Genomic DNA, 24,753 nt, shown 5'->3' with positions numbered 1-24,753 from the left:
GCCATGGCAAACCAAATTGAAGTAGCGACCGTGTACTTAGAGCAATTGGCCGTCGAGAAGGAAGAAGCCGCGGCCGAAATCGACAATGCGACGGCAACAACCAACGGGCTGGCCTACAAACTGGTCTGGGATCACGGATTGATCTACGCGGTCTTCTGGGGGGTCATGTTCAACACGGAGAGCGAACGCGAAGCGCCGTGCACCAACATGGCCGGTGTGTGCACCGACCTGGCCGGAAAATTACGGGCCAGCGCGACCGCCTACATCAGCACCGACACCCAGACGAGCGACAACCGCGACCAACAGATTCTGCCGGGCTGAGTTCGACAACCCCAGACGTTCGGAAGGGCAGACGCTACAGTGGAAACCACGCAGCACGGCGACGACGGGAATTCTGCCGCTTGGGATTTCGGCGACAACCCGGAGCCCGAAAGCGATGCGCACTACGGCTTCGATGACGGGTTCGGCCGGGAAAGCGGCTCGTTCCTGGACTTCGGAGACGAGACCGGCCACGACAACGCCGAACCGTCGCTCATCGATTCGTTGGTCGAGTCGGCGCCGGCCGCGGACGCCGGAGGCGAATTGATCGACGCGCTCGTCGAGAACGACGGTGACGTCGGGGCCGCCGACGCCGGAGACGACGACGGCGCGATGCCGACGGCGAAGGTGACGAATCCCCCCGAGACCGTGTCGGTGACGGCGACCATGGACGGCAGAATCTCGTTGGTCGAGCTGTCACCCGATGCGGCGAAGATGACCGAATCCAGCCTCGCCGCAGAGATATTCGCCATCGGGGACCTGGCTCGGCAACGGGCGCTGTCGATTCAGCACTCCTTTGTGCTCGACGCGTTCCGGCACCTGGGGATCTCGGATCGAGAAGATGAAGAGTTCATCACCGACGCACTGCAGACCGGAATGACGCAGCTGCGGTCGCCGGACCAAGCTATTCGCGTGCAGGCAGACGTTTTCGCCACCCGCTACGGCAGCAACGACTAATAAGGACCGCCAGATGAACACCGAGATGCACCCGGTCGTGGCTTAGGTGCTGCGCACGGCCGAGCAGATCCAGTCGATGGGGGACGCGCAGGCCGACAATCTCAAAGCCGAATCCTTCAAGGGCTCAGACGAATCGGGCACCGTCCAAGTGACGGTCGACGGGCACCAATGGCTTACCGGACCGCACATCGACGACGGCCTGCTACGACTGGGCATCGAGACGGTGGCGCTACGCATCAACGAAGCGATACAAAACGCGCAAGCGGCGGCGGCGCGGGTCATCGAGGCCCAACAGACCCGGTTGATCGAGTCGCTGGGGCGGTTGGCCGACTCGCTCACCGCGGCGACGAGCGCGATTTCAGCCGGCAGTGGCGACAATTAGGCTTTGCCGGGCGAGGGTGTGGCCGCGGTGTCGAGTAACTCGGTGAGGTGCTTCCAGTAGAGCCAGTCGGCGACGGCGGCGCGCTGGGCAGCCGAGTCGGTCGCCGCGCGCGCCTGGCCGAGGATCACTTCGTGCGCGTGCGCGTGCGCGGCGTAGCCGCGAAAGGCCCGCAGGTGTGCCGCGGATCGGCCGGTCGCACGACTTGCCAAGGGCCGCATCGCCTCCAGCCACAGCCGCGAGCGCCGGTCGGCGGGCGGGCCGGACGGCGGCGTCGGCAACAGGGCGAGCAACCCCGATTCGGGCGTGCCCGCCAGGCGCGCTGCTGCCTGCGGATGAACCACTTCGAGCCGGGACCTGCCCGTCATCGCACCGCTTTGCGGGATGTCTTCCGGCTTCAGGACGACCTTGGCCACGCCGGGGTCGGAATCGGCGAACTGCTGGTCCGTAGCAATCACCGCTCGCAGCTTGGTGTTTCGGTGCTCCGCCCAACCCTGCACGGCGATCACCGGATAGGTGGCCCAGCGCGCCCGCTCGGCGACCGGAATCGCGCTGTCGGCACTGGCCATGCGCACCTGGGCGGGCAAGTGCACCCCGTCGGGGATGTAGGCCAGTCCATAGTTGTTGGCCACCACGATGACGCCCTCGACGGTCACCGCGGTCACCCAGAAGAACTTCAAATGCGTCGCGCCGGCGCTGTCGGGCGCGTTGAGCGCCGCGGCGATGCGCCGCGCAAGCACCAGGGGATCGGCCTCGCCACGGCGCGTCGCATCCGTCGCCGCGTCGCGTTCGACCAGCGCCGCCGAAACCGAAACCCCGCTGGCCGCATCGGATTCGGTGGGTTGGGCCGCCTTCGGGCGGGCGGCGACGTCGTCACGCGCGTGCTGCCGGGTCGCGGCGGCCGGTCGCATCCCCGCAGAGGCACCGGTTGCGTTCTGTCCGACCGGGGCACCCGAACCGGGGGCCGCACTCGAAGCGCCGCGCGCTGCTTGCGCGGGTGCGGCGGGCATGCTTGTCGCCGAGGCCGGCGCGACCGCCGGACCCGTGTCCCGTGGCCCCGCCCCTGGCGCGGCGGGTGCCGCCGGCGCGGCGGGCATGCCGGTGTTGCGAACCCCGGAGCCGAGGGGTTGCGCGGACTCCGCCGGGCTCAACGGTTTTGGCGCACTCGGCGCGACGACGGGGGCGGTCGCGCCGGTGGTGGCTGCCGGGGCGACGGGCATCGGCGTCATGACCGTCGATGGCGGCGGGGCCGCGGCGACGGGCGGGACGGTCGACGTCGACGGCTGTGACGCGCCGTCCGGTGCCCAGAAACGCCCACCCCAGCGCGGGTCACGGTTACCCAGCAGGCGGTCCGGCGGTGCCGAGTCCGGCGGTGCCTTCTGGTCGAGCAGATCCTGCAACGCGCGCTCCGGCGGTTTCCAGTCCTTGCTCTGAAGAATCTGTTCCGCGGTGCCGTCGACCACGCTGACATTGGCGGCATGCGTCGCGCTGACTAGGGAATCGATTGCGGCGGTTCGCTCGGCGGGCTTCAATTCGGCATCTCGCTCAATCAGAGCGATCTGCCGGTGCGCGGCATCCACGTTGTCGCCGATGTCCGACTTCGCCTGCTCGATGGATCCGGCGATTTGTCGCAGCCAGGTGATCGCGATGGTCAAATCCGTTTGCAAGTTCACCAATTCGTCGATGCTCGAGTCGAGTGCGCCGTTGGCGGCGCCGGCGGCCATACCCGACAGAGGCCGCTGACGAAGATCTCGCTGCGCTGCTGCCGCAGGGTGTCCAACACGTCGGTGGTTTGACGCAAGACCTGCACATACTGCTGGGCTCGGTCGTAGAAGGCGTCTTCGGCAACGTCCGGCCAGCCACCGCCGTCGAGCATGCCAGCGGCAAACCCGCCGGTGGGCCTGACCATGCCCATAACCTAAGTCCTCTCCCAACGCCGCACATCGGTCGCGGGCTTGGCGTGCTCGGTCAACAAGCTTAATCGAGATGCGGGCAAGGTAATTCCGCCAAATCATCGTTCGTCGGCAATGGCTTCCAGCGCATCGAGCACCGCGTCGACGCTGATGTCGGCCATCTTTCGCTGGTCGATGTGCCGGTGCGGCCCGAACCGGAATCCCCACGTCGCCGATCGCGTCGGACCGAAGAGTCCGACGCCCGGAACCCGCGCCAGATCCGCGGCGTGGAGCATGCAGGAGTCGATGCCCAGGAAAAGGTCGGCGTTGGCGACCATGCTCATGCTGAGATCCAGCGGGAGCCCGAGATGGGAGACGACGCGGTCACCTGCACACCCGACGTTGAATTCTTCGTGTCCCAGCCCGACGACCTATGCCACGAACTCGGGGTGATTCGACAAGAATCGGTCCAGCAGATTGATGAAGCGTGTTACGGGCCAACGCTTTTCTTTCCAATTGGTGTCGGCGTGCACGACCAGCACCTTGGTCCCCGCGGGCAGCGCGGCGCGCATCGATCGAGCTTGCTCCTGGACCGACGCGGGGATGGGCACCGGCTGCGCGTAGTCCTCGAGCCGCAGCGACGGATCGAAAACGCGTGCCAACTTGAACAGCGAATCGCAGGCATGCCACGCCTGTCTGGGCACCGTGACGTCATAGTCCGTGTAGTCGTTGGTCAAGCCAATCGTGGTGGGGGCAAGACGCGCCTGCAGTTCCTGAAACGTGCCCATCGGCATGTTGGTGATCACGGTGTTGATGAACACGTCGACGGGGCCGACTGCGCGGCCAGGGCCGCACAGTCGGGTGACCGAATCGGAGGTAGGGGCGGACCCGTTTCCGGTACGCCGGTGATGTCGACCAGGTGCGGACTGACCTCCCGGAAACACAGGTCGAAGGCCACCTTCGGAGCGGCCAGCGTGAGTGGGGCGTCGAACATTTCGCGCAGCGCTCGTAGCGTCGGCAGCAACATGACCGAATCACCGATGTTGGCGGCGAAAAACACCGCGGGCCTACCTGCCCGGAGCAGATGGGACAGCGTTCCGGGTTGAACGTCTGCCCAGTGCTCGTCGTCGTGAGTCGCACTGGCGCTTGGGCGGTCCTCCATGGCTACGGTTGCGGCGCGACTTCGACCCGGTGCAAGTCGTCGCCGAGCTCGATGCGCCCGCCGAATTGCGACGCGGCCGGCGGGCGCCACTGTTCTTCCTGTCCGGGCACCAGCGCCGGCACGTAGTGCGTCATGACCAACGTGCCGACCCCGGCGCGGGCCGCGGTCGCCGCGGCTTCTTCGACCGACGAGTGTGTAGTCGCAGATGTCCTGCAGCCGCTGCTGCGGGATCTGGGCGACGATGTCCTTGCGGATCATCGTGTGCACCAACGCGTCTGCCCCGGCCGCCAGCTCGTCCAGGCTGGTGCACGGCACCGTGTCCCCGGCCAGCACCACCGAGGCGCCGTCGGCGTCGATCCGGAATCCGATGGTCGGTGCCACCGGCCGGTGGTCGGTGGGCGCGACCCGAATCGAGACGCCGTCGCGGTCCCACACCGGCCCCTCGGTGTACTCGTGCACCTCGACCGGCGGTGGCGTGTTCAGGTCGTCGTGGTGGGCGATCCGGTAACCGATGTCGTGGCCGAACGCCTTCAGCATGGCCTCGACCGTCTCGGCGGTCCCCGGCGGCCCGACGATCAAGAACGGCGCGGGATCGGGGGTGAACGTGGGGTGATCCACCGGGTGATCAGCAGGTCGCCGAGATCGCCGATGTGGTCGCTGTGCAGGTGGGTGAGCAGCAGCGCCGACAACCCGGCGGCACCCATGCCGACGGCCGCCGCGCTGCAGCACACCGCGCCCGCAATCCACCAGGAACGCCTGCCCGCCGGCCCGCACCAGCGTCGCCGGTCCCGCCCGGTTCGGATCAGGGATGGGGCTGCCGGTTCCCAACAGGGTGATCTCGATCATGGCCCCAATCTTCCAAGACGGCTCGCATGTTTGGTCCGCGGGCACGCGGGTATCGGTTGGTGATTCGGTTGCCGGTTCTCGTGTTGGCTTTCACGCCGCGCGAGTTAGCCGTAGCCTGGTGTGAAGCAGATCACAACCAGCTGGAGGCTCGATGCGGATAGCGGACGTTTTGCGAAACAAGGGCGCGGCGGTCACCACGATCAATCCCGACGCGACGGTCCGGGAATTGCTCGCCGGCCTCGCCGAGCAAAACATCGGCGCCATGGTGGTGGTGGGAGACGAGGGAGTGGTCGGCATCGTGTCCGAGCGCGACGTCGTGCGCCAGCTGCACGCCCATGGGCCCAGCATGCTCACCCGCCCGGTCTCCAAGATCATGACCGCGACGGTGGCAACCTGCACGAAGTCCGACACGGTCGACGAGATCAGCGTGCTGATGACCAAGAACCGGGTGCGTCACGTGCCCGTGCTCGATGGCAGGAAGCTGATCGGCATCGTCAGCATCGGCGACGTCGTCAAGACGCGCATGGAAGAGCTCGAGGCCGAACAGCAGCAGCTGCAGTCCTACATCACGCAGGGCTGACCGCCCTTTCGCCGAACGTGCAACCATGGCGAGAAACGCGCGGATTTGTCACCACCAGAGTACGTTCGGCGAAGAAATGGACCTGAGTCAGCGCCAGGCGTAGTCGGTGCGCTGCCGCGTGGCCACCACGTCGAAGATCTCGCGGTTCAGGACCGCGCCCTCGCGGCGAATGCCCTCTTCGGGCACGTCGAGCACCCGGTCCAGCCGCACCCAGCTTTCCCGGCCCTCGGCATCCCAGTCGCCGGTGCCGATCCCGACCCAATCCGGGTCGGAGGCATAGCGCTCCTGGCTGGACAGCATGAGCCCGAGCAGCACGCCGCGGTCGCGGCCGACGACGAGCACCGGGCGGTCCTTCCCGCGGGTGGGATCGTCCTCGTAGACCACCCAGGTCCAGACGATTTCCCCGGGATCGGCCCGACCGTCGAGGTCGGGGGCGTAGACGATTTCGCGGGCCCGTTGCGCGGTGGGAAGCTGTCGCTGGTCACCGGGCGGCCCTCGGTGATTGACGTCGGCTCCGAGTCGCTGGACGCTCGCGCGCTCGCGGTGGCTTTCACGACCTGTTCGATTTCGCGGTGCACCGCGTGCGCGGTCTGCACCTGCTGGATGAACCGCGCGACCCCGTAAACGACGACGTTCTGGGCGAACCGATGGTAAGGTCTTCCATTGCGATTTCCGGCTGGACGCCATAGTCGCAGCATAGTCGTGCGCCGACCGGCACGACCGTGTCCGAGTATGTCCCGACCAGCCCGCATGGATACCCTGGACGTACCGGTCAAGCAGCATCAACAGCACCCGCCAGGAGATTCCCATCAGCAGTTTCGCCGACAAGACCTTCACCGCGCCGGCGCAGATCAGGAACTTCTGCATCATCGCTCACATCGACCACGGGAAGTCCACGCTGGCCGACCGGATGCTGCAGCTCACCGGTGTCGTCGACGAGCGGTCCATGCGTCCCCAATACCTGGACCGGATGGACATCGAACGCGAGCGCGGCATCACCATCAAGGCGCAAAACGTGCGGCTGCCGTGGGAGGTCCAAGGCGAGCAGTACGTGCTCCACCTGATCGACACCCCCGGCCACGTCGACTTCACCTACGAGGTGTCGCGCGCGCTGGAGGCCTGCGAGGGCGCGGTGCTGCTGGTCGACGCCGCGCAGGGCATCGAGGCCCAGACGCTGGCCAACCTCTATCTGGCGCTGGACCGCGACCTGCACATCATCCCGGTGCTCAACAAGATCGACCTGCCCGCCGCCGACCCGGATCGCTATGCCGGTGAGATCGCGCACATCATCGGCTGCGATCCCGGCGACGTGCTGAGGGTGTCCGGCAAGACGGGCGAGGGCGTGGCCGACCTGCTCGACCACGTGGTGCGTGAGGTGCCGCCGCCGCAGGGCGACGCGGACGCGCCCCTCCGCGCGATGATCTTCGACTCCGTCTACGACATCTACCGCGGCGTGGTGACCTACGTCCGCGTGGTGGACGGCAAGATCACGCCGCGCGAGCGCATCGCGATGATGTCCACCGGCGCGACGCACGAGCTGCTCGAGGTCGGCATCGTCTCGCCCGAACCGAAGGCCAGCGAGGGGCTGGGCGTGGGGGAGGTGGGCTACCTGATCACCGGGGTGAAGGACGTCCGCCAATCCAAGGTCGGTGACACCGTGACGACGGCCCGCCACGGTGCCACCGAAGCGCTCACCGGCTACCGCGAACCCAAGCCGATGGTTTATTCGGGGCTGTATCCCGTCGACGGATCCGACTACCCGGACCTGCGCGACGCCCTGGAAAAACTGCAACTCAACGACGCGGCCCTGACCTACGAGCCGGAGACGTCGGTGGCGCTGGGCTTCGGATTCCGGTGTGGCTTCCTGGGTTTGCTGCACATGGAGATCACCCGCGAACGGCTGGAGCGCGAGTTCGATTTGGACCTGATCTCGACGTCGCCCAACGTCGTGTACCGGGTGATCAAGGAGGACGGCAGCGAGATCGTGGTGACCAACCCGTCGGACTGGCCGGAAGGCAAGGTGCGCACGGTGTACGAACCCATCGTGAAGACGACCGTCATCGCGCCTAGTGAGTTCATCGGCACCATCATGGAGCTGTGCCAGTCGCGCCGCGGCGAGCTCGGCGGCATAGACTACCTGTCCCCGGAGCGCGTCGAACTGCGCTACACGATGCCGCTGGGCGAGATCATCTTCGACTTCTTCGACTCGCTCAAATCGCGCACCCGCGGCTACGCCAGCCTGGATTACGAGGAAGCCGGCGAACAGGAAGCCTCGTTGGTCAAGGTCGACATCCTGCTGCAGGACGAGGCCGTCGACGCGTTTTCGGCGATCGTGCACAAGGATTCGGCGTTCGCCTACGGAAACAAGATGACCACCAAACTGAAGGAACTGATCCCGCGCCAGCAGTTCGAGGTGCCGGTGCAGGCAGCGATCGGATCGAAAATCATTGCCCGCGAGAACATTCGCGCGATCCGCAAGGACGTGCTGTCCAAGTGCTACGGGGGCGACATCACCCGCAAACGCAAACTTCTGGAAAAGCAGAAGGAAGGCAAGAAGCGGATGAAAACCATTGGGCGCGTGGATGTCCCGCAGGAGGCCTTCGTGGCGGCGCTGTCCACCGATGCGGCAGGCGACAAAGCCAAGAAATAGCGCCTGCTTTCGTCACATGGGCGCGTTGGCGGGCTGGAACATCCCGGAGCCGTCGGATTCCTCCTCGGCGCGGATCACGTGTACCACCGCGTTGATCAGCGCCAGATGGGTGAACGCCTGCGGGAAATTGCCCAGGTGCCGGCCGGTGCGCGGCTCGATCTCCTCGGCGTACAGATGCAGCGGGCTGGCGTAGGACAGCAGCCGCTCACACAGCCGTTTGGCCCGAGCCACCTCACCGATCTCCACCAGCGCCGACACCAGCCAGAACGAGCAGATGGTGAACGTGCCCTCCTCGCCGGACAGCCCGTCGTCGGTCTGTTCCACCCGGTAGCGCAGCACCAGGCCTTCCTCGGCGAGCTCGTTGGCGATCGTCAGCACCGTGTTGCGCACCCGCGGGTCATCGGGCGGCAGGAAGCGGGTCAGCACCACCAGCAGCAGTGAGGCGTCCAACGCGGCGCTGCCGTAGCGCTGGGTGAACACGCCGCGGGAGTCCACCCCGTTCTTGAGGATGTCGGCCTTGATCTCCTCGGCGACCATCCGCCACTGCTGGGCGTAGCTCTTCTCGCCTTGCCGCTCGGCCAATTTGGACCCGCGGTCCAGTGCTACCCAACACATCACCTTCGACGATGTGAAGTGCTGCGGCTCCCCACGCACCTCCCAGATGCCGCGGTCGGGCTCGCGCCAGTGCGCGATCGCCTCTTCCACCTGTTTCTTGAGCACCGGCCACAACGTCTCCGGAACCTGCTCGCGTGACTTGGCGTGCAGATAAAAGGAATCCAGGATCGAGCCCCAAATGTCGTGCTGCACCTGGTCGTAGGCGCCGTTGCCGATGCGTACCGGGCGGGCGTGGTCGTAGCCGGACAGATGGTTGAGTTCCTCTTCGACCAGGCTGCGCTCGCCGCCGACGCCGTACATCACCTGCAGCGGGTGACGCTCGTTGTTGTTCGCGCCGGACACGTCGGCGATGAACGCGAAGAAGTCGTCGGCCTCGCGGTCCAGGCCGAGCGTGTACAGGCCCCACAACGCGAAGGTCGAGTCGCGGACCCACGCGTAGCGGTAGTCCCAGTTGCGCTCGCCCTGCGGCGTCTCGGGCAGCGACGTGGTGCTGGCGGCCAGCAACGCGCCGGTGGGCGAATAGGTCAAGCCCTTCAGGGTCAGCGCGCTGCGCTGCAGATACGCCCGCCACGGATGGTCCGGGAAGTTGCCGATGTTGATCCACTGACGCCAGCACTCGGTGGTCTGCCACATCTTGTCGGCGGCCTCTTGATAGGTCTGCGGCGCCGGGTGCTTGGTCCAGCTCAGGGCGACGAACACGTCGTCGCCCTCCTTCATCCGGGTGCGGGCCCGGGCCTCGCGGCCCTCCAGCCCGATGTTCAGATTGGTGGTCAGCCGCAGCTCCGGATGGTCGTCCGCTTGCTTGCTGGCACGAGCCATCGCCTCGTTGTACGCGTTGGCGGAGTATTCCCAGGTGGGGCCGATGCGGTGGTAGTCGAACGCCGGCTCGCAGCTCATCACCAGCTCGACGGTGCCGCTGACGCACCGCACGGTGCGCAGCAGAATGTGCTCGGCATCCCAATCCATCGGGGTTCGACGGTGCGTTTTGGACCGGCGCTCGATGTCATGCCAGGGGCCCATCACCAGCGCGTCACGCACGATCAGCCAGCCGGTGTGGGTTTGCCACGTGGTTTCCATGATCAGGCTGCCGGGCAGGTAGCGGCGGGCCGAGGGCACCGAGACGCCGTACGGGCCGAGCCGGAAGTGCCCGGCGCTGCGGTCCAGGATCGCGCCGAACACGCTGGGCGAGTCCGGCCGGGGCACGCACAGCCACTCGACCGAGCCGGCGGGGGAGATCAGGCAGGTCGTTTCCCAGTCGGACAGGAACGCGTAGTCGGCGATCGGCGGGAACGGGTTGCGCAGTGCGCAGCCGGAGCTGAACGGCGCCGGCGCGCTGAAATCGAGCGGCGAGGCCAGCGGCGATTGGCGGGCTGATTCAAACGCCTGCTCGGGCTCACGGTTGGCGGCCTGGTCGGCGGGTTCGGCGTGCATGACCATCTCGACATCATCATCTGTCGACCCGCCCGGCGTCCATCGGACCCCGGGGCGAGCTTGGGTGCGTGTTTTCCCTCACCGTGACTCTTACGTCGGCCCGCGCTTACCGCAGGCCAAGCACCGTTGCGGCCGGCATTGGTGTTTCGACTGCCCGGACGAATAGGGTGAGTTCGGTGAACGCGTTCCTCAATTGGTGGGACGGAAATGAGCTGTGGCTTTCCGGACTTCCGTTCGTGCTGCAGGCCACGGTGGTGATGCCGGTCGTGCTGGCGGTGGCGTACCTGGCGGCGGTGGCGCTGGAAGCCGTGCTCAGCAAGGGCATCGAATTGATGCAGCGGGCTCGTCAGACCGACGGGACGCCCAGGTAACCGCGATGCCTCGGTCTCACGTGACGTTGGTCCTCGTTGCGCTCGTGGTATTGGTGATCGTCGCGTGGTGGGTGACGCACTGAGGCGGGTGCCGCCCGGTCCGGTGGCGGGTCAGTGGATTCCTGTTAGGCTTCGCGCCATGCACCTGACTTCCGACGCTCCGGAATGTGATGTCTTCGTGCACTGTTGTCGCTGACTACCACCCGCGCGCGGTTTGGTAGGGAGTTCGGGAATTCCCCTGACGTTTTCATTGCCTTTCCGCAGCAACGGACCGATATCCGTAAGCCCGCACCGAAAGGCCGTCAATGCTTATCGACAAGGCAGGCGCACCGCGCTGGCGACCCCTGGTCGCGCTCGCGCTGATCGTCGGTGTCGTCGCGGCCTGTGGCGGCGGCCCCAGCGACGTCGTGGGCGGCAGCGGGCCCACGAGCGCGCATACCACGATCACCCTGGTCGCCTACTCCGCCCCAGAACCCGGATGGAGCAAGGTGATTCCCGCATTCAACGCCTCCGAGGAGGGCAAGAGCGTGCAGGTGATTACCTCCTACGGCGCCTCCGGCGACCAGTCTCGCGGGGTCGCCGAAGGGAAATCGGCCGACCTGGTGAACTTCTCGGTCGAGCCGGATATCACTCGACTGGTCAAGGCGGGCAAGGTTTCTAAGGACTGGGACGCCGATGCGACCAAGGGCATACCGTTCGGGTCGGTGGTGACTTTCCTAGTGCGTAAGGGCAATCCGAAGCACATCAAAGATTGGGACGACCTGCTGCGGCCGGGTGTCGAGGTCGTCACGCCCAGCCCGCTGAGTTCGGGTTCGGCCAAATGGAATCTGCTCGCCCCGTACGCCGTCAAGAGCGAGGGCGGCCGCAACAGCCAAGCGGGACTTGACTTCGTCCGTCAGTTGGTACGAGAACACGTGAAATTGCGGCCCGGATCGGCACGGCAAGCGACCGATGTCTTCATCCAGGGCAGCGGCGACGTGTTGCTCAGCTACGAGAACGAGGCCATCGCGACCGAGCGGCAAGGAAAGCCGGTCGAACACGTCAACCCACCGCAGACCTTCAAGATCGAAAACCCGCTGGCAGTGGTGACCACCAGCCCGCACCTACAGGTGGCAACCGCGTTCCGCAACTTCCAGTACACGCCCGCGGTGCAGAAACTGTGGGCGCAGGCCGGTTTTCGACCGATTGACCCGTCGGTCGCCGCGGACTTCCGCGTCCAATTCCCGTTGCCGCAGAAGCTCTGGACGGTCGCCGAGCTGAACGGCTGGGCCACCGTCGATCCGCAGCTCTTCGACAAGAGCAACGGCAGCATCACCAAGATCTATACGAAGGCCACCGGATGACCGTGACGACCACCCCGAACCCGGAAGCGATTCGGCCCGAGCTCGACGAGCCCGGGGACACCGCGCAACTGGTCGCGCGGACCTTCGGGCGCGGCAACTCGTCGCTGCGCGTCGGGGTGGCGACGGTGTGGCTCTCGCTGATCGTGCTGCTGCCGCTGGCCGCCATCGCCTGGCAGGCCGCCGGTGGCGGCTGGCAGGCGTTCACCGAGGCCGTGACGTCGCGTGCGGCGCTGGCCTCGTTCGAGGTGACGCTGAGCATTTCTGCCGAGGTCACGGTGCTCAACCTGCTATTCGGCCTCTTGATCGCGTGGGTGCTGGTGTGTGACGACTTCCCCGGCAAGCGTCTCGTGAACGCGATCATCGACTTGCCGTTCGCGTTGCCGACCATCGTCGCCAGCCTGGTCATGCTGGCGCTGTACGGGAAAAACAGCCCGGTGGGTCTTCATCTGCAGCACACCCCGTGGGGCGTAGCGGTGGCGCTGGCGTTCGTCACGCTGCCGTTCGTGGTGCGGGCCGTGCAACCGGTGCTGATGGAAATCGATCGGGAAACCGAGGAGGCTGCGGCGTCGCTGGGCGCCAGTGGGCCGAAGGTGTTCACCTCGGTGGTGCTGCCGTCGCTGCTGCCGGCGTTGTTGTCCGGTGCGGGCCTGGCGTTTTCGCGGGCCATCGGCGAGTTCGGCTCGGTGGTGCTGATCGGTGGCGCGGTGCCCGGCAAGACCGAGGTGTCGTCGCAGTGGATACGCACCTTGATCGAGAACGACGACCGCACCGGCGTCGCCGCGATATCCATTGTGCTGCTGTTGATCTCGTTCGTCGTGTTGTTCACCTTGTGCCTGATCGGCGCGCGCGCGGCCCGGCACGAGGAGGGATCGTCGTGACTTCGTCGCCGTGGGTTCGCTACCTCACCCGATACGCGGCGCTGGCCTACATCCTGGTATTGCTGGTCATCCCGGTGACACTGATCCTGTGGCGCACGTTCGAACCCGGGTTCGGCGAGTTCGTCGACCGGATCACCACCCCGGCGGCGATATCGGCGCTGGACTTGTCGCTGCTGGTGGTGGCCATCGTGGTGCCAGTGAATGTCCTCTTCGGCGTGCCCACCGCACTTGTCTTGGCTCGCAACCGATTCCGCGGTAAACGCGTGCTGCAGGCGGTCATCGACCTGCCGGTCGCCGTTTCTCCCGTCATCGTCGGTGTGGCGCTGATCGCGTTGTGGGGCTCGGCCGGTGCGTTCGGCTTCGTGGAAAAGGACCTGGGTTTCAAGATCATCTTCGGCCTGCCCGGCATCGTCCTCGCCAGCATCTTCGTCACGCTGCCGTTCGTGGTGCGCGAAGTCGAGCCGGTCCTGCACGAACTGGGAACCGACCAGGAGGAAGCGGCGGCCATCCTGGGTTCTGATTGGTGGCAGACGTTTTGGCGGATCACGCTGCCGTCCATTCGATGGGGCCTGACCTACGGCATCGTGCTGACCATCGCTCGTACACTCGGTGAGTATGGCGCGGTGATCATCGTGTCGTCCGACCTTCCGGGGAAGTCGCAGACACTGACGCTGCTGGTCTCGGACCGCTACAACCGGGGGGCCGAATATGGCGCCTACGCGTTGTCGACGTTGTTGATGGGTGTCGCGGTGGCGGTGCTGATCGTCCAGGTCGTTCTGGATGCCCGCCGGGCACGAGCAGCCAGCAAGGCCTGACAAGGAGAATCGGACATGACCCACGCCAACACCGGCGATCTCGCGATCACCGTGCGCGACGCCAACAAACGCTACGGCGATTTCGTCGCGTTGGACCATGTGGACTTCGTGGTTCCCGCCGGGTCGCTGACGGCATTGCTCGGCCCCAGCGGTTCGGGCAAGTCGACCCTGCTGCGCACCATCGCCGGGCTTGACCAGCCCGACACCGGGACGATCACGATCAACGGCCGCGACGTCACCCGGGTGCCCCCGCAGCGGCGCGGCATCGGATTCGTGTTCCAGCATTATGCCGCGTTCAAGCACATGACCGTGCGCGACAATGTGGCGTACGGACTGAAGATCCGCAAACGGCCCAAGGCCGAGGTCAAGCAGAAGGTCGACAACCTGCTGGAAGTGGTGGGGCTCAGCGGCTTTCAGGGTCGCTACCCCAACGAGCTTTCCGGCGGTCAGCGTCAGCGGATGGCGCTGGCGCGAGCACTGGCCGTCGACCCGCAGGTGCTGCTGCTCGACGAGCCGTTCGGTGCGCTGGACGCCAAGGTGCGCGAGGATATGCGGGCCTGGCTGCGGCGCCTGCACGACGAGGTCCACGTCACCACGGTGCTCGTCACCCACGACCAGGCCGAGGCGCTGGATGTCGCCGATCGGATCGCGGTGCTCAACAAGGGCCGCATCGAGCAGGTCGGGTCCCCGACCGAGGTCTACGACGCCCCCGCGAATGCGTTCGTGATGTCGTTTTTGGGCGCGGTGTCGACACTGAACGGCAGTTTGGTTCGCCCGCATGACATTCGGGTCGGCCGCAACCCCGAGATGGCGATTGCCGGCGGGGATGGCACCGCCGAGTCCATCGGGGTGGTGCGCGCGACCGTCGACCGCGTCGTGGCATTGGGCTTCGAGGTGCGCGTCGAGCTGACCAGCGCGGCCACCGGCGGCAGTTTCATCGCTCAGATCACCCGCGGCGACGCCGAGGCGCTGGCCCTGAAGGACGGCGACACCGTCTACGTGCGCGCCACCCGGGTGCCGCCCATCATCGCCGACGCCGCGGCCGGCGCCGATGCCGAACAGGGCACCCTGACGTCGGCCTGACGGTTATTGCGGTGCCGCCCAGTAGCGCGGTTGCTGGGTCAGCCGCTCGAGGTACTCGGTCACCGTCAGCTCGTCGGATTCGTCGGTCTCGTCGCCGTGGGCGAACGGGCACCATCGTGGGTCGGCTTCGACGATCCACACCGCTTCGAGTTCCACGTCGGGCAGCGGTGCGCCCGGCGCCGGTGAGATCAGGTCCGCGGCGAATCCCTCTGCGCCCGGCCAGGTGAGTCCGTCGCTGTAAATGAGCTCGTTGTTCCGGTTTTGAGCGACGACGTGGTAGTGCGGCAGGCTGGCCAGATGTTCGGCGAGCCGGTGCGAGTCGTGACCGCCCATTGCGCCATGTTAGTGCCGCAAGCGATTTGGCGTAACGCGCAGGCCGCTCAGGCCGCGATCTGGCCGGCGGTCGCCTCGGCGAAGCGATCCAGCACCGTCTCGGCCAACAACCGATCGACGCCCAGCGGGGCCGCCATCTCGATGCCGGTCTTGGCGGCGAACCTCTGCACCCGATCCGGTATCAGTCCCGGTGCCAGGAACCATGGCGCGATGACCACCCGGCCGACGCGCTGGCGGCGCAATCTGCCCAGCGCTTCGGTCAGCGAACGTTCCTGTTGGGTGGCGAACGCGGTGGTCGCTCCGGCCCAGGACGTGCCCGCCAACAGCTTTGGCACCACCCGGCCGGTGCGTGCGTTCACCGCCAGGTCCGAGGTTCCGATCGCCACCACCAGGACGCCGACGCTGTCGTCGAGGCGCGAGACGCCCAACTCCGTCACGCGGCGGCGCAGCAGCGACACCAGCCGGTCGTCCTCGCCGAGCACCGGAGCCTGCCAGACATGATGAGGGGTAACGCAATTGGCGATCTGCGCGGGTATGTCGACGCGGGCGTGGTAGGCGTTGGCCAACAGCAGCGGAGTGACGACCGCCGGGCCGTCCGTCAAGGCGAGCACATCGGCCAGGCTCGGTGAGCTGTGTTCCAGGAATGCCAGTCGCACATCGAGATCCGGCCGCAAGTGGGTCACGTGGGCGGCGACGGCCCGCGCATTGGCCGCCGACCGTGGATCTTTGCTGCCATGTGCGGTCAGCACCAGGGTGCTCACGACGCGTGCAGCCCGCATTCGGTCTTGGACAGACCCTGCCAGCGTCCACTGCGCGGGTCCGCGCCTTCGGCGGGCTTGGCCGTGCAGGGGGCGCAGCCGATCGACGGATAGCCTTCGTAGACAAGCGGATTGACCAGCACGTCGTGCTCGTCGATGTAGTTCTGCATGTCCTCGTCGGTCCACGCTGCCAGCGGGTTGACCTTCACCAGCTTGAAGGCCTCGTCGAAGCTGATCAGCGGTGCGTTGGCACGAGTGGGTGCCTCGACCCGGCGCAGCCCGGTCACCCAGGCGCCGTAACCGGCGAGCGATTTGCCCAGCGGCACCACTTTGCGCAACCGGCAGCACTCGCCGGGGTCCCGCGCAAACAGGTCCTTACCCTTGAGTTCGTCCTGCTCGGCCACCGTGTGCTCCGGGGTGACATTGAGAACCCGCACGTCGTAAACGGATTCGATGGCATCGCGGGTGCCGATGGTTTCGACGAAGTGATAACCGGTGTCCAGGAACAGCACCGGCACGCCGGGGCGCACCTTGGACGCCAGATCCACCAGCACGGCGTCCTGCATATTGGAGGCGACGACGTAATTGCATGTCGCCCAGCCGCGCGGACCGTTGATACCGCCGAAATTCTCGTCGGTCCAGCGCAACAGCTCGGTGGCGCTGGCCCCCTCGAGTTCGGCGGCACCGCGGGTGGCCAGCTCGCGCAGTGCGGCGTAGGACTGGTCGGTCGTGTCGGTGCTCATCGGAGGTCACCCTCCTCGGCGCGAACTGCCCACTGCGCGAACCGCTCTCCCTCGTTGCGGTGCTTGACGAAGTTGCGCACCACCCGATCGATGTAGTCACCGAGCTCGTCGCTGGTGACCTTGTGCTGACGCAGTTTTCGACCGAATCCACTGTCCAGGCCGAGGCTGCCGCCCAGATGCACTTGGAAGCCCTCGACCGAGTTGCCGTCGCCGTCGTCGACCATCTGTCCCTTGAACCCGATGTCGGCGACCTGAATCCGGGCGCACGAGTTGGGGCAGCCGTTGATGTTGACGGTGATCGGGACGTCGAGCCGGGAGTTGATGTCTTCCAGCCGAGCCTCCAGCTCGGGCACCAAAGACTGTGCCTTGACCCGGGTTTCGGCGAACGACAGCTTGCAGAACTCAATTCCGGTGCAGGCCATCAGGTTCCGGCGCCAATGCGAGGGGTTCGACTGCAGGCCGAGTGCCTCCAGGCCGGCGATCAGCTCGTCGAGCTTGTCGTCGGGGATGTCGAGGATGACCAGTTTCTGGTAGGGCGTGAACCGGATCCGGTCCGAGCCGGCCCGCTCGGCCAGGTCGGCCACCGCGGTGAGGATGGTGCCCGACACCCGGCCGGCGATCGCGGCGACGCCGACGGCGTTGAGCCCGTTCTTGAGCCGCTGCACGCCGACGTGGTCAATCGGGTGGGTGACCGGTTCGGGGGCCGGGCCGTCGATCAGGGGACGCTTAAGGTACTCCTGCTCGAGGACTTCGCGGAAATTTTCGATGCCCCAGTCTTTGACCAGGAACTTCAGCCGCGCCTTGGCCCGCAGCCGGCGGTAACCGTAGTCGCGGAAGATCGAGGTCACCGCGTGCCACACCTCGGGCACCTCTTCGAGTGGCACCCAGGCGCCGACGCGCTGGCCCAGCATCGGGTTGGTGGACAGCCCGCCGCCGACCCACAGGTCCAGCCCGGGGCCGTGCTCGGGGTGGTTGACGCCGACGAACGCGATGTCGTTGACCTCGTGCACCACATCCTGCAGGCCCGAGATGGCGGTCTTGTACTTGCGCGGCAGGTCGGCGAATTCGGGCTGGCCGATGTAGCGGCGCACGATCTCGTCGATCGCCCAGGTCGGGTCGAGCACCTCATCGAGGGACTCACCGGCCAGGGGAGAGCCCAGGATCACCCGGGGGCAGTCGCCGCAGGTCTCGGCGGTCTGCAAGCCGACCTCGTCCAGTCGGCGCCAGATCTCCGGCACGTTTTCCACCTCGACCCAGTGGATCTGCACGTTCTGGCGGTCGGAGATATCGGCGGTGTCGCGGCCGAACTCGGTGGAGATCTGGCCGATGGTGCGCAGGCCGGCCGCCGACACCGCGCCGCCGTCGCAACGCACCCGCATCATGAAGTACTTGGCTTCCAGCAACTCGGCGTTGTCGTCGCCGGTGAACGAGCCGTCGTACCCCTGCTCGCGCTGGGTGTACAGGCCCCACCAGCGGAACCGGCCGCGCAGATCGCTCTTGTCGATGCTGTCGAAGCCGTCCTTGGAGTAGGTGTCCAAGATGCGATCGCGCACGTCGAGCGGGGCGCCGGTCTGCTTCATCTCCTCGTTGGGGTTGAGCGGCTCGCGATCACCCAGCGCCCACTGGCCCTCACTTCGGGCCTTTTTGTCGGGCGCAGCGGGACGAGCTGTCGTCATTCGAAGTCTCCTTCGCGGGCTGTGCAAGCGTGGACACGCGACTCACCGGTCTCCTACGGCGGGCGCAGATCCGGCGCCAGCTGGGCGTGCAGGTGGGCGGGTCTACGGAATCAAGCCGGACAGCTACAGCTGCAGACACGCTTGAGATCGCCGCGCCACTAGCGCAGTGCGCAGGCTGGGCTGGGCGACGGTCACGCGCCCATTCTGCCATGGATGCCGACGGGCCATGCCACCAGGTGGAATTTGTTCTCACGGTGAGCAAAACTACCCGCAAATCCTGGGTAGTCAGATAGACAAACCCGAGAAACCCCTGAGAGGCCGTTCCGCCTGGTCGCCGCCGTGGGCCCCTGGCATGGGCGACGGCCGGTAAGTACCGCGCTCGGCGACGACGGGCCGGGGTGAAGTTGCTCACCACCCGTCCGTTGCGCAACCGGCGCGATCCGGCGGTCGTGCAATCATTTGGCATGGCCCTTCGCGCGGCACCGGTCGACCTTCCCGGGCTACAGCGCCGTCCTGAACAGGCGTTTGGGGTCTACGTGCACGTCCCGTTCTGCATCACCCGATGCGGCTACTGCGATTTCAACACCTACACACCCGCCGAGCTGGGTGGCGTCAACCCGGACGCGTGGCTAGCGGCGCTGAACACCGAGCTCGAGTTGGCCGCCGCGCGGCTGGACGCACCGACGGTCGATACCGTGTTCGTCGGCGGCGGGACGCCGTCGCTGCTGGGCCCGGCGCGCATCGTCGCGCTGCTGGACACGGTGCGCAGACACTTCCTGCTGGCGCCCGACGCGGTGGTCACCACGGAGGCCAACCCGGAGTCGGCCTGGCCGGACTTCTTCGAGGCCGCCCGGGCGGCCGGGTACACGAGGGTGTCGCTGGGCATGCAGTCGGTGTCACCGTTCGTGCTGGGCGTCCTCGATCGGATCCACACGCCGAACCGGTCGGCGTCGGCGGCCCGTGAGGCGTTGGAGGCGGGCTTCGACCACGTCAGCCTCGACCTGATCTATGGAACGCCGGGGGAAACCGATGACGAGCTGCTGTGCTCGGTTGATACCGCGATCGCCACCGGCGTCGACCATGTGTCCGCGTATGCGCTGGTAGTCGAGGAAGGCACCGCGCTGGCGCGCCGGGTCCGCACCGGTGAGCTGGCCGCACCCGACGACGACGTGCTGGCGCATCGCTACGAGTTGCTCGACGAGCGCCTGGGCGCGGCCGGATTCGACTGGTATGAGGTGTCCAATTGGTCGCGGCCGGGCGGCGAGTGCCGGCACAACCTCGGCTACTGGAACGGCGGCCAATGGTGGGGCGCGGGGCCGGGCGCGCACGGATATGTCGGCGCGACGCGGTGGTGGAACGTCAAGCACCCCAACGCTTACGCCGAGGCGCTGGGTGCTTCGGCGTTGCCGGTGGCCGGTTTCGAACAGCTCGACGCCGAGGCTTTGCACACCGAGGAAGTCCTGTTGAAAACCCGGCTGCGCCAAGGGCTTTCGCTTGAAATGCTAAATACCAACGAGCGCCAACGGGCCAAAACCGTTGTCGCCGACGGCTTGCTGATCGTTGAGGGCGACCGGCTGGTCCTCACGCCGCGCGGCCGATTGCTGGCTGACGCGGTCGTGCGGACGCTATTGGGGTGACGGCGTCAAACACCGAACCACCCCTCGACGACACGGGCGATCTCGATGTAGAGCGGGATGCCGATCGTGACGTTGTAGGAGAACGTCAGACCCAATGACGCCGCCAACGGCAGTGTCGGGCTCGCTTCCGGGATGGCCAGCCGCTGGACCGCCGGCACGGCGATGTAGGACGCCGCGCCGCACAAGACCGCGAACAACACGTAGGTGCCCGGCTTGAAGTCGGTGTGGGTCACGCTGGCGTAGCAACAGGCGACGATGATCCCCAGCGTCGCAAAAAGATTCGGGGCCAGCAGCGCGAAGAAGATGAAGCCCGGTCCCGCCGTCCTCAGGTCTTTCAACTTGCGGGAGGCGGTCATGCCCATCTCGAATAGGAACAGACACAGCACGCCCTGGAAGGCCATGACGAAGAACTTGTCGTCGTCCTGCACGACCTTTTGGTCCTGCAGGCCACTGATCAGGCCGATCGCGATGCCGCCGAAGAGGAGCACCAATCCGGGGTTGAGGAAGACTTCCTGAAAGAGCTCACGGGAGAACATGGACTGCTTCTTGGTGAGCTGCGCACGCGGGCTCATGTCGAGTTCCTCTGTGCGCTCGCCCTTTTCGAGGGAGAGCTCCCGCTCCTCCTCGACCGCCAGTCCGAGCTCGCTGCCCAGGCTCTGGCCATGTGGCGGCCGCGCCGCCGTACCGGGGCCGACGCCGACCTTGACCGGCGTGTAGCCCGGCTCGTCGGCCATGTTGCCCGCCGCGTCCATACCCCGGTGCCGTAGTCGAGCGACCAGGTACAGCGCCACCAGGCAGCCCGGAACCTCCATGTCGGCCAACATCACCGGCATGTACGCGTCGAACGCGATGTTGACCGCGGCCAGCACCGCGACGCAGGTGGCAAACGTCCCGGCCGAATCCGATCCGTAGTAACCGGCCACGGTTGCCCGGTCGATTCTGCGCAACTTGGTCAACCAGCTGATGACGAAGTAGGCGATGATGCCGATCAGGAAGTTGAGCACAAAGCCCAACACGATGAATCCCACGATCACCCCGACGCTGGAAGCCTTGACCTGGGCGAGTTCCTCACCCCCGTGCCAGCCGATGGCCAACAGCAGGTACATGGTGAGGCCCTGATAGATCACATAGGGAAACTCGAATCGCACCTTCAAGATCGGAATCAGAAACCCGAAGTAGAAGAAAAGCAGCAGCGGCTTGAACAGGTTATGGGTGAAGTTATGCCAGAACTCTTGCAGCATTAGATGCCTCTCTTTATCCGTCCGGTGGCCCGGGGGAAGCACCATCCGCAAGCGGGGGCTACCGCGAACATCCCGACGACCGTGGAAAACTTAGCTCTGCGGCTGTGAATCCGCCACTCGGTTCCGACCCGAAATGGGGACATCGCCGCAGGCCGCGCCGAAACGGCCGGGTATCACAAAAGCCGTGGTCACAGCGGTGCAGGTAGGACCGGGTATGCCGGCATTAGCGTGAATCTGGTGTGAGTTCGCTGTGCATTTACTGTCAAGATTCGCGTGTCGGGGCTCAGCCGGAAATTAGCGAGGGCCGGACCCCGACACCCCGTTTCCGATGCGTCACCGACAGCCACGCGGACGGCGAGTAATGCGTCGTTATTTCTTCGAATCCGTCTACCCGGGAAACCGTAAGTACGCCGGTTTCCTGGTTAATTTCAAGTTCGTCGCCGTCGGATGCCTGGACTTCCTCGCCGTTCGCGAGCCGAATCACGAACATAATGTTCCTCTCGGTCGATGAGGAGGTAATCGCGAGCGGGCATTTGCTGCGGTTATTCGTGCCCGACCGGATTAAACCTCCGTTACGTTTTCTGTCAGCCGCCGGGTGGGGCGTCCGGCACGCTCGCGCGGCCCGACCGCTCGCGCGGGCGCTGCCAATCCTGGTGGGGTTCATCCGAACTGCCCCCTTCTCCGCGCCGATGCTGGCAAGCCCCCCGATGCAGTCGGCACGGAGCCAGCAATGGTACGGGGAACACAGCCATGGTATCCCGTTCCCATGCGCTAAGCAGGTTAACGTGGGGCAAACGTTCGGGCGTCACGATGCCGCGGGAGGCGCCGCGGTGCTTGTCGGCACGCGTCGGATTCACGGCCGTTGCCTGCGAAAACTGTTGGCGGACAGCAGTCGCGGCGCGCACCGGCGGGATTGCGGCAACGGGTGTTGCCGGATTAATTCCTGGCGCGAGGGCTCGGGCGGAGCGGCTTGCGACACCCCGGCTTTTTGCGGGGCGCTGTTAGGTTAGCTTTACCAATTGTGACTGGAGCTAGCGTCGAGACGAATCCGATCGGTATGGCGTTCCCACTAATTCCGATCCCGGCCCGCGTCGACCCGGCCGATCTTGCCGCGGAGTTGGCGGCGGTACTGCACTCGCGAGTCGGAGCAGACTAATTGCTCTACGAGCACACCGGCCAATGGGTGCTGGCCAGCGGTGTGCACGCGATGATCGAACTGGACAGCGATGAATTGCAAATAATCCGGGCCGGCGCGACTCAGCGCCAAGAGTGGTCCGGGCGGCCAGGGTCGGTCCTCGGCGCGGCGATTGACTCGCTGCTGGCCGAAACCGATCAGGTATTCGGCTGGATCGCATTCGAATTCGGCGTCTACAAATACGGGCTGCAGCAGCGGCTGGCCCCGGGCACCCCGCTGGCCCGACTGTTCTGGCCGAATTCACGCATCGTGGTAAGCCAAGACGGTATTTCTGTTGCCTCGGCCGAAGATCGTCAAGTGGTGCTCGACGTGCTCCGCGACGGTGTGCGCGACCTGCACGAAACCCGCGGGATCGACATCGTCACCGACGGCTCGCGGTACCGCGACCGGGTTGCTACGGCAGTAAGCGAGATCGCGGCTGGGCAATACAGCAAGGTGATTCTTTCCAGGACCGTGGAAGTGCCTTTCGCGCTTGGCTTTCCGGCTACCTACCGGCTGGGCCGGCTGCACAACACGCCGGTGCGGTCGTTTCTGCTGCAGCTGGGTGGCGTTCGTGCGCTGGGCTACAGCCCGGAGCTGGTCACCGCCGTCCGTCGAGACGGCGAGGTGATCACCGAGCCGTTGGCCGGCACCCGCGCTCTTGGCCGTGGTTCGGCCAGTGACCGTCAAGCCCGCGACGACCTGGAATCGAATTCCAAAGAGATTGTCGAGCATGCTATTTCGGTGCGCAGCTCGTTGCACGAGATGAACGAGATCGCCGAACCCGGAACGGCGGTGGTGACCGATTTCATGACCGTGCGGGACCGCGGCAGCGTGCAGCACCTGGGTTCCACGGTCAGCGGGCGTTTGGATGCGTCCAATGACCGGATCGACGCTTTGGAGGCGCTTTTCCCGGCGGTCACGGCGTCGGGCATCCCGAAAGGTGCCGGCGTCGAGGCGATCATGCGACTCGACGAAGCGCCGCGCGGGCTGTATTTCGGTGCGGTGGTGATGGTCTCGGCCGACGGGACGTAGGCCGCCCGCGCTGACGCTGCGGGCGGCCTACGAATCCGGCGGCAAGACGTGGCTGCGGGCCGGTGCCGGAATCATCGAAGAGTCACAAGCCGAGCGCGAGTTCGAGGAGACCTGCGAGAAGCTGTCCACGCTGGCGCCGTATCTGATTGCGCGCCGGTAGTTTCTCAGTTGGCTTTCCGCCGCCGTGCCGACAACTCGTCGGGCGGCGCCTCGGTTTGGGCTTCCAGCGAGTGTTCGAGATAGTCGGCGAGAATGCGGCCGGCCAACGATTCGATGTTGGATTCGATCGACGACGCGAGCGTCGCGGTGACGGTGGCCACGGCCTGAGTGCGGAACCGAACCAGCATCGTGATCAGCTCGGCGATTTCGGTATCCGCCGGCAGTGCCTGGCCCGGCTTGATCCTGTCGATGACGTGTTCGGCGCCGGCGCGCACCAGCAGGTCGCTGATCTTGTCGATCTCGGGCACGATCTGCTCGTGCAGGTCGATGAGCTTGTCCAATTCGATGCCGTAGCCGCGGATTTCGTTGAAGGCTTCGATCAGCTTGGGCCGGGTCACGATGGCAATCGCACCGTCCACCCGGATCAGTTGCAGGGTGACCAGTCGCTCGAATGCGGCCGGATCGTCGACGAGCGCCTGGGCGTCGGCGAGCGCCATGGTCTCCGGCTTCTCGGTGGTCCAGGTACCGACGATGGCGGTTTCCAGACCCAGCACGTCGCCGAGGCTTCTGCCTTCCTCCCATGCGCTGAGCATTTCCCGCACGTGGGCGATGTTGTAGCCGCGGTCGAGCATCGAGGTGATCAGTCGCAGTCGCGTCAGATGGGTGTCGTTGAACAAGGCGATACGCCCCACCCGCAGCGGGGGAGGCAACAAGCCGCGATCGCGATAGACCCGGATGTTGCGGGTGGTGGTGCCGGCCAGCCGGGCCAAATCGTCGATCCGGTACTCCCCGGACGCGCCGTCGTGGGGATGGCGCGCGGCCGCGTCGAACAGCTGCGACACCGCGGTCTCGATGAAGTCCCGCGATTGGCGGCGAACGCGTTTGGGCGCCCGCCGCACGATGTGCAGCACGCTGGCGATGGTGCCGGGCTCGGGTCGGTTCGGTGCCATCGCGGC

The 24,753-nt window shown here is 66.2% G+C and carries 22 protein-coding genes and 5 pseudogenes; 12 read left to right on the top strand and 15 right to left on the bottom strand.

Annotated features, from left to right (window positions below; genetic code table 11):
• Positions 1–3 precede the first annotated feature (3 nt).
• Genes T428_RS0108035 through T428_RS35345 form a run of 3 tightly spaced genes read left to right on the top strand, consistent with a single transcriptional unit; the run spans position 4 to position 1,378 of the window.
• Complete coding sequence (locus T428_RS0108035) at positions 4–321, top strand: type VII secretion target (RefSeq protein WP_084298673.1); 318 nt, start codon at positions 4–6, stop codon at positions 319–321.
• Positions 322–360: 39 nt separating this feature from the next.
• A complete protein-coding gene (locus T428_RS26530; RefSeq protein ID WP_025736065.1) occupies positions 361–996 on the top strand; it encodes a hypothetical protein in 636 nt (211 codons plus the stop codon).
• A gap of 46 nt (positions 997–1,042) precedes the next feature.
• Positions 1,043–1,378, top strand: a complete 336-nt coding sequence (locus tag T428_RS35345; protein WP_281173751.1) for a YbaB/EbfC family nucleoid-associated protein — start codon at positions 1,043–1,045, stop codon at positions 1,376–1,378.
• Here T428_RS35345 and T428_RS26520 read toward each other — a convergent pair.
• From T428_RS26520 to T428_RS26510, 6 genes and pseudogenes are all read right to left on the bottom strand, one after another.
• Entirely contained in the window at positions 1,375–3,099 is a 1,725-nt protein-coding gene (locus T428_RS26520; RefSeq protein WP_051465165.1) for a hypothetical protein, read from the bottom strand. The two genes, T428_RS35345 and T428_RS26520, sit on opposite strands and share 4 nt — an antisense overlap.
• Complete coding sequence (locus T428_RS35680; RefSeq protein ID WP_051465164.1) at positions 3,045–3,290, bottom strand: hypothetical protein; 246 nt, start codon at positions 3,288–3,290, stop codon at positions 3,045–3,047. The genes T428_RS26520 and T428_RS35680 overlap by 55 nt, the downstream gene beginning before the upstream one ends.
• Before the next feature lie 96 nt (positions 3,291–3,386).
• Positions 3,387–3,611 (bottom strand): glycosyltransferase family 9 protein, encoded by a 225-nt coding sequence (locus T428_RS30995; RefSeq protein WP_025736064.1) that lies wholly within the window; start codon positions 3,609–3,611, stop codon positions 3,387–3,389.
• Between the two features lie 87 nt (positions 3,612–3,698).
• The gene (locus T428_RS30990; protein WP_025736063.1) at positions 3,699–4,088 is read right to left on the bottom strand and encodes a glycosyltransferase family 9 protein; all 390 of its coding nucleotides are present in this window, start codon (positions 4,086–4,088) and stop codon (positions 3,699–3,701) included.
• Positions 4,070–4,429: a hypothetical protein gene (locus tag T428_RS30985; protein ID WP_051465163.1), complete on the bottom strand. Its 360-nt coding sequence runs from the start codon at positions 4,427–4,429 to the stop codon at positions 4,070–4,072. Before T428_RS30985 ends, T428_RS30990 begins: the two co-directional genes overlap by 19 nt.
• 2 nt (positions 4,430–4,431) lie before the next feature.
• Positions 4,432–5,275, bottom strand: a pseudogene (locus tag T428_RS26510) (ribonuclease Z).
• Positions 5,276–5,426: 151 nt separating this feature from the next.
• On the opposite strand from T428_RS26510, the gene T428_RS0107995 reads away from it, so the two are divergent.
• Positions 5,427–5,855: a CBS domain-containing protein gene (locus T428_RS0107995; protein ID WP_025736061.1), complete on the top strand. Its 429-nt coding sequence runs from the start codon at positions 5,427–5,429 to the stop codon at positions 5,853–5,855.
• An 87-nt stretch (positions 5,856–5,942) separates the two neighbouring features.
• On the opposite strand, the pseudogene T428_RS26505 reads toward T428_RS0107995, so the two are convergent.
• Positions 5,943–6,542: pseudogene (locus T428_RS26505) on the bottom strand (type II toxin-antitoxin system PemK/MazF family toxin).
• Between T428_RS26505 and lepA the strand changes: the two are divergent.
• Positions 6,519–8,505 (top strand): annotated as a pseudogene (lepA, locus tag T428_RS0107985) (translation elongation factor 4). The pseudogenes T428_RS26505 and lepA sit on opposite strands and share 24 nt — an antisense overlap.
• Positions 8,506–8,517: 12 nt before the next feature.
• Here the strand turns inward: lepA and T428_RS0107980 are convergent.
• A pseudogene (locus T428_RS0107980) lies at positions 8,518–10,428 on the bottom strand (glycoside hydrolase family 15 protein); the annotation flags it as partial.
• Between the two features lie 299 nt (positions 10,429–10,727).
• Between T428_RS0107980 and T428_RS0107975 the strand changes: the two are divergent.
• From T428_RS0107975 to T428_RS0107955, 5 genes are all read left to right on the top strand, one after another.
• Complete coding sequence (locus T428_RS0107975; RefSeq protein WP_036467652.1) at positions 10,728–10,922, top strand: hypothetical protein; 195 nt, start codon at positions 10,728–10,730, stop codon at positions 10,920–10,922.
• Positions 10,923–11,227: 305 nt separating this feature from the next.
• Positions 11,228–12,265: a sulfate ABC transporter substrate-binding protein gene (locus tag T428_RS0107970; RefSeq protein WP_051465162.1), complete on the top strand. Its 1,038-nt coding sequence runs from the start codon at positions 11,228–11,230 to the stop codon at positions 12,263–12,265.
• Positions 12,262–13,143 (top strand): sulfate ABC transporter permease subunit CysT, encoded by an 882-nt coding sequence (gene cysT / locus T428_RS0107965; RefSeq protein ID WP_025736056.1) that lies wholly within the window; start codon positions 12,262–12,264, stop codon positions 13,141–13,143. The genes T428_RS0107970 and cysT overlap by 4 nt, the downstream gene beginning before the upstream one ends.
• Complete coding sequence (gene cysW / locus T428_RS0107960; RefSeq protein WP_025736055.1) at positions 13,140–13,958, top strand: sulfate ABC transporter permease subunit CysW; 819 nt, start codon at positions 13,140–13,142, stop codon at positions 13,956–13,958. Before cysT ends, cysW begins: the two co-directional genes overlap by 4 nt.
• A 15-nt stretch (positions 13,959–13,973) precedes the next feature.
• Positions 13,974–15,041, top strand: a complete 1,068-nt coding sequence (locus T428_RS0107955; RefSeq protein ID WP_025736054.1) for a sulfate/molybdate ABC transporter ATP-binding protein — start codon at positions 13,974–13,976, stop codon at positions 15,039–15,041.
• Between the two features lie 3 nt (positions 15,042–15,044).
• Here the strand turns inward: T428_RS0107955 and T428_RS0107950 are convergent, their stop codons facing one another.
• The 4 genes from T428_RS0107950 to T428_RS0107935 are packed head-to-tail and all read right to left on the bottom strand — an operon-like array spanning position 15,045 to position 18,551.
• The gene (locus T428_RS0107950) at positions 15,045–15,374 is read right to left on the bottom strand and encodes a hypothetical protein (protein ID WP_025736053.1); all 330 of its coding nucleotides are present in this window, start codon (positions 15,372–15,374) and stop codon (positions 15,045–15,047) included.
• A 47-nt stretch (positions 15,375–15,421) separates the two neighbouring features.
• On the bottom strand, positions 15,422–16,153 hold the full coding sequence (locus tag T428_RS0107945) for a sirohydrochlorin chelatase (protein WP_084298671.1): 732 nt from the start codon (positions 16,151–16,153) through the stop codon (positions 15,422–15,424).
• Positions 16,132–16,875: a phosphoadenylyl-sulfate reductase gene (locus T428_RS0107940; RefSeq protein ID WP_025736051.1), complete on the bottom strand. Its 744-nt coding sequence runs from the start codon at positions 16,873–16,875 to the stop codon at positions 16,132–16,134. The genes T428_RS0107945 and T428_RS0107940 overlap by 22 nt, the downstream gene beginning before the upstream one ends.
• Positions 16,872–18,551, bottom strand: a complete 1,680-nt coding sequence (locus T428_RS0107935) for a nitrite/sulfite reductase (RefSeq protein ID WP_025736050.1) — start codon at positions 18,549–18,551, stop codon at positions 16,872–16,874. The genes T428_RS0107940 and T428_RS0107935 overlap by 4 nt, the downstream gene beginning before the upstream one ends.
• Positions 18,552–19,015: 464 nt before the next feature.
• Between T428_RS0107935 and hemW the strand changes: the two genes are divergently transcribed.
• Positions 19,016–20,188 carry a radical SAM family heme chaperone HemW gene (gene hemW, locus T428_RS0107930; protein ID WP_025736049.1) on the top strand — a complete coding sequence of 391 codons (1,173 nt, stop codon included), beginning with the start codon at positions 19,016–19,018 and terminating at the stop codon, positions 20,186–20,188.
• A 5-nt stretch (positions 20,189–20,193) separates the two neighbouring features.
• On the opposite strand, the gene T428_RS0107925 is transcribed toward hemW, so the two are convergent.
• A complete protein-coding gene (locus T428_RS0107925) occupies positions 20,194–21,429 on the bottom strand; it encodes a sodium-dependent bicarbonate transport family permease (protein ID WP_025736048.1) in 1,236 nt (411 codons plus the stop codon).
• Between the two features lie 283 nt (positions 21,430–21,712).
• Positions 21,713–21,919, bottom strand: coding sequence for a hypothetical protein (locus tag T428_RS0107920; RefSeq protein WP_025736047.1), 207 nt, complete (start codon positions 21,917–21,919; stop codon positions 21,713–21,715).
• A 531-nt stretch (positions 21,920–22,450) separates the two neighbouring features.
• Here T428_RS0107920 and T428_RS26500 point away from each other — a divergent pair.
• Positions 22,451–23,798: pseudogene (locus tag T428_RS26500) on the top strand (salicylate synthase).
• Positions 23,799–23,802: 4 nt separating this feature from the next.
• On the opposite strand, the gene T428_RS0107910 reads toward T428_RS26500, so the two are convergent.
• Complete coding sequence (locus T428_RS0107910) at positions 23,803–24,747, bottom strand: MerR family transcriptional regulator (RefSeq protein WP_025736046.1); 945 nt, start codon at positions 24,745–24,747, stop codon at positions 23,803–23,805.
• Between the last annotated feature and the right edge of the window lie 6 nt (positions 24,748–24,753).

It is taken from the genome of Mycobacterium genavense ATCC 51234, from assembly GCF_000526915.1.
Lineage (GTDB): Bacteria > Actinomycetota > Actinomycetes > Mycobacteriales > Mycobacteriaceae > Mycobacterium > Mycobacterium genavense.
Note: the sequence above shows the minus strand (reverse complement) of the source record. Positions and strands in the feature narration are given on the sequence as shown.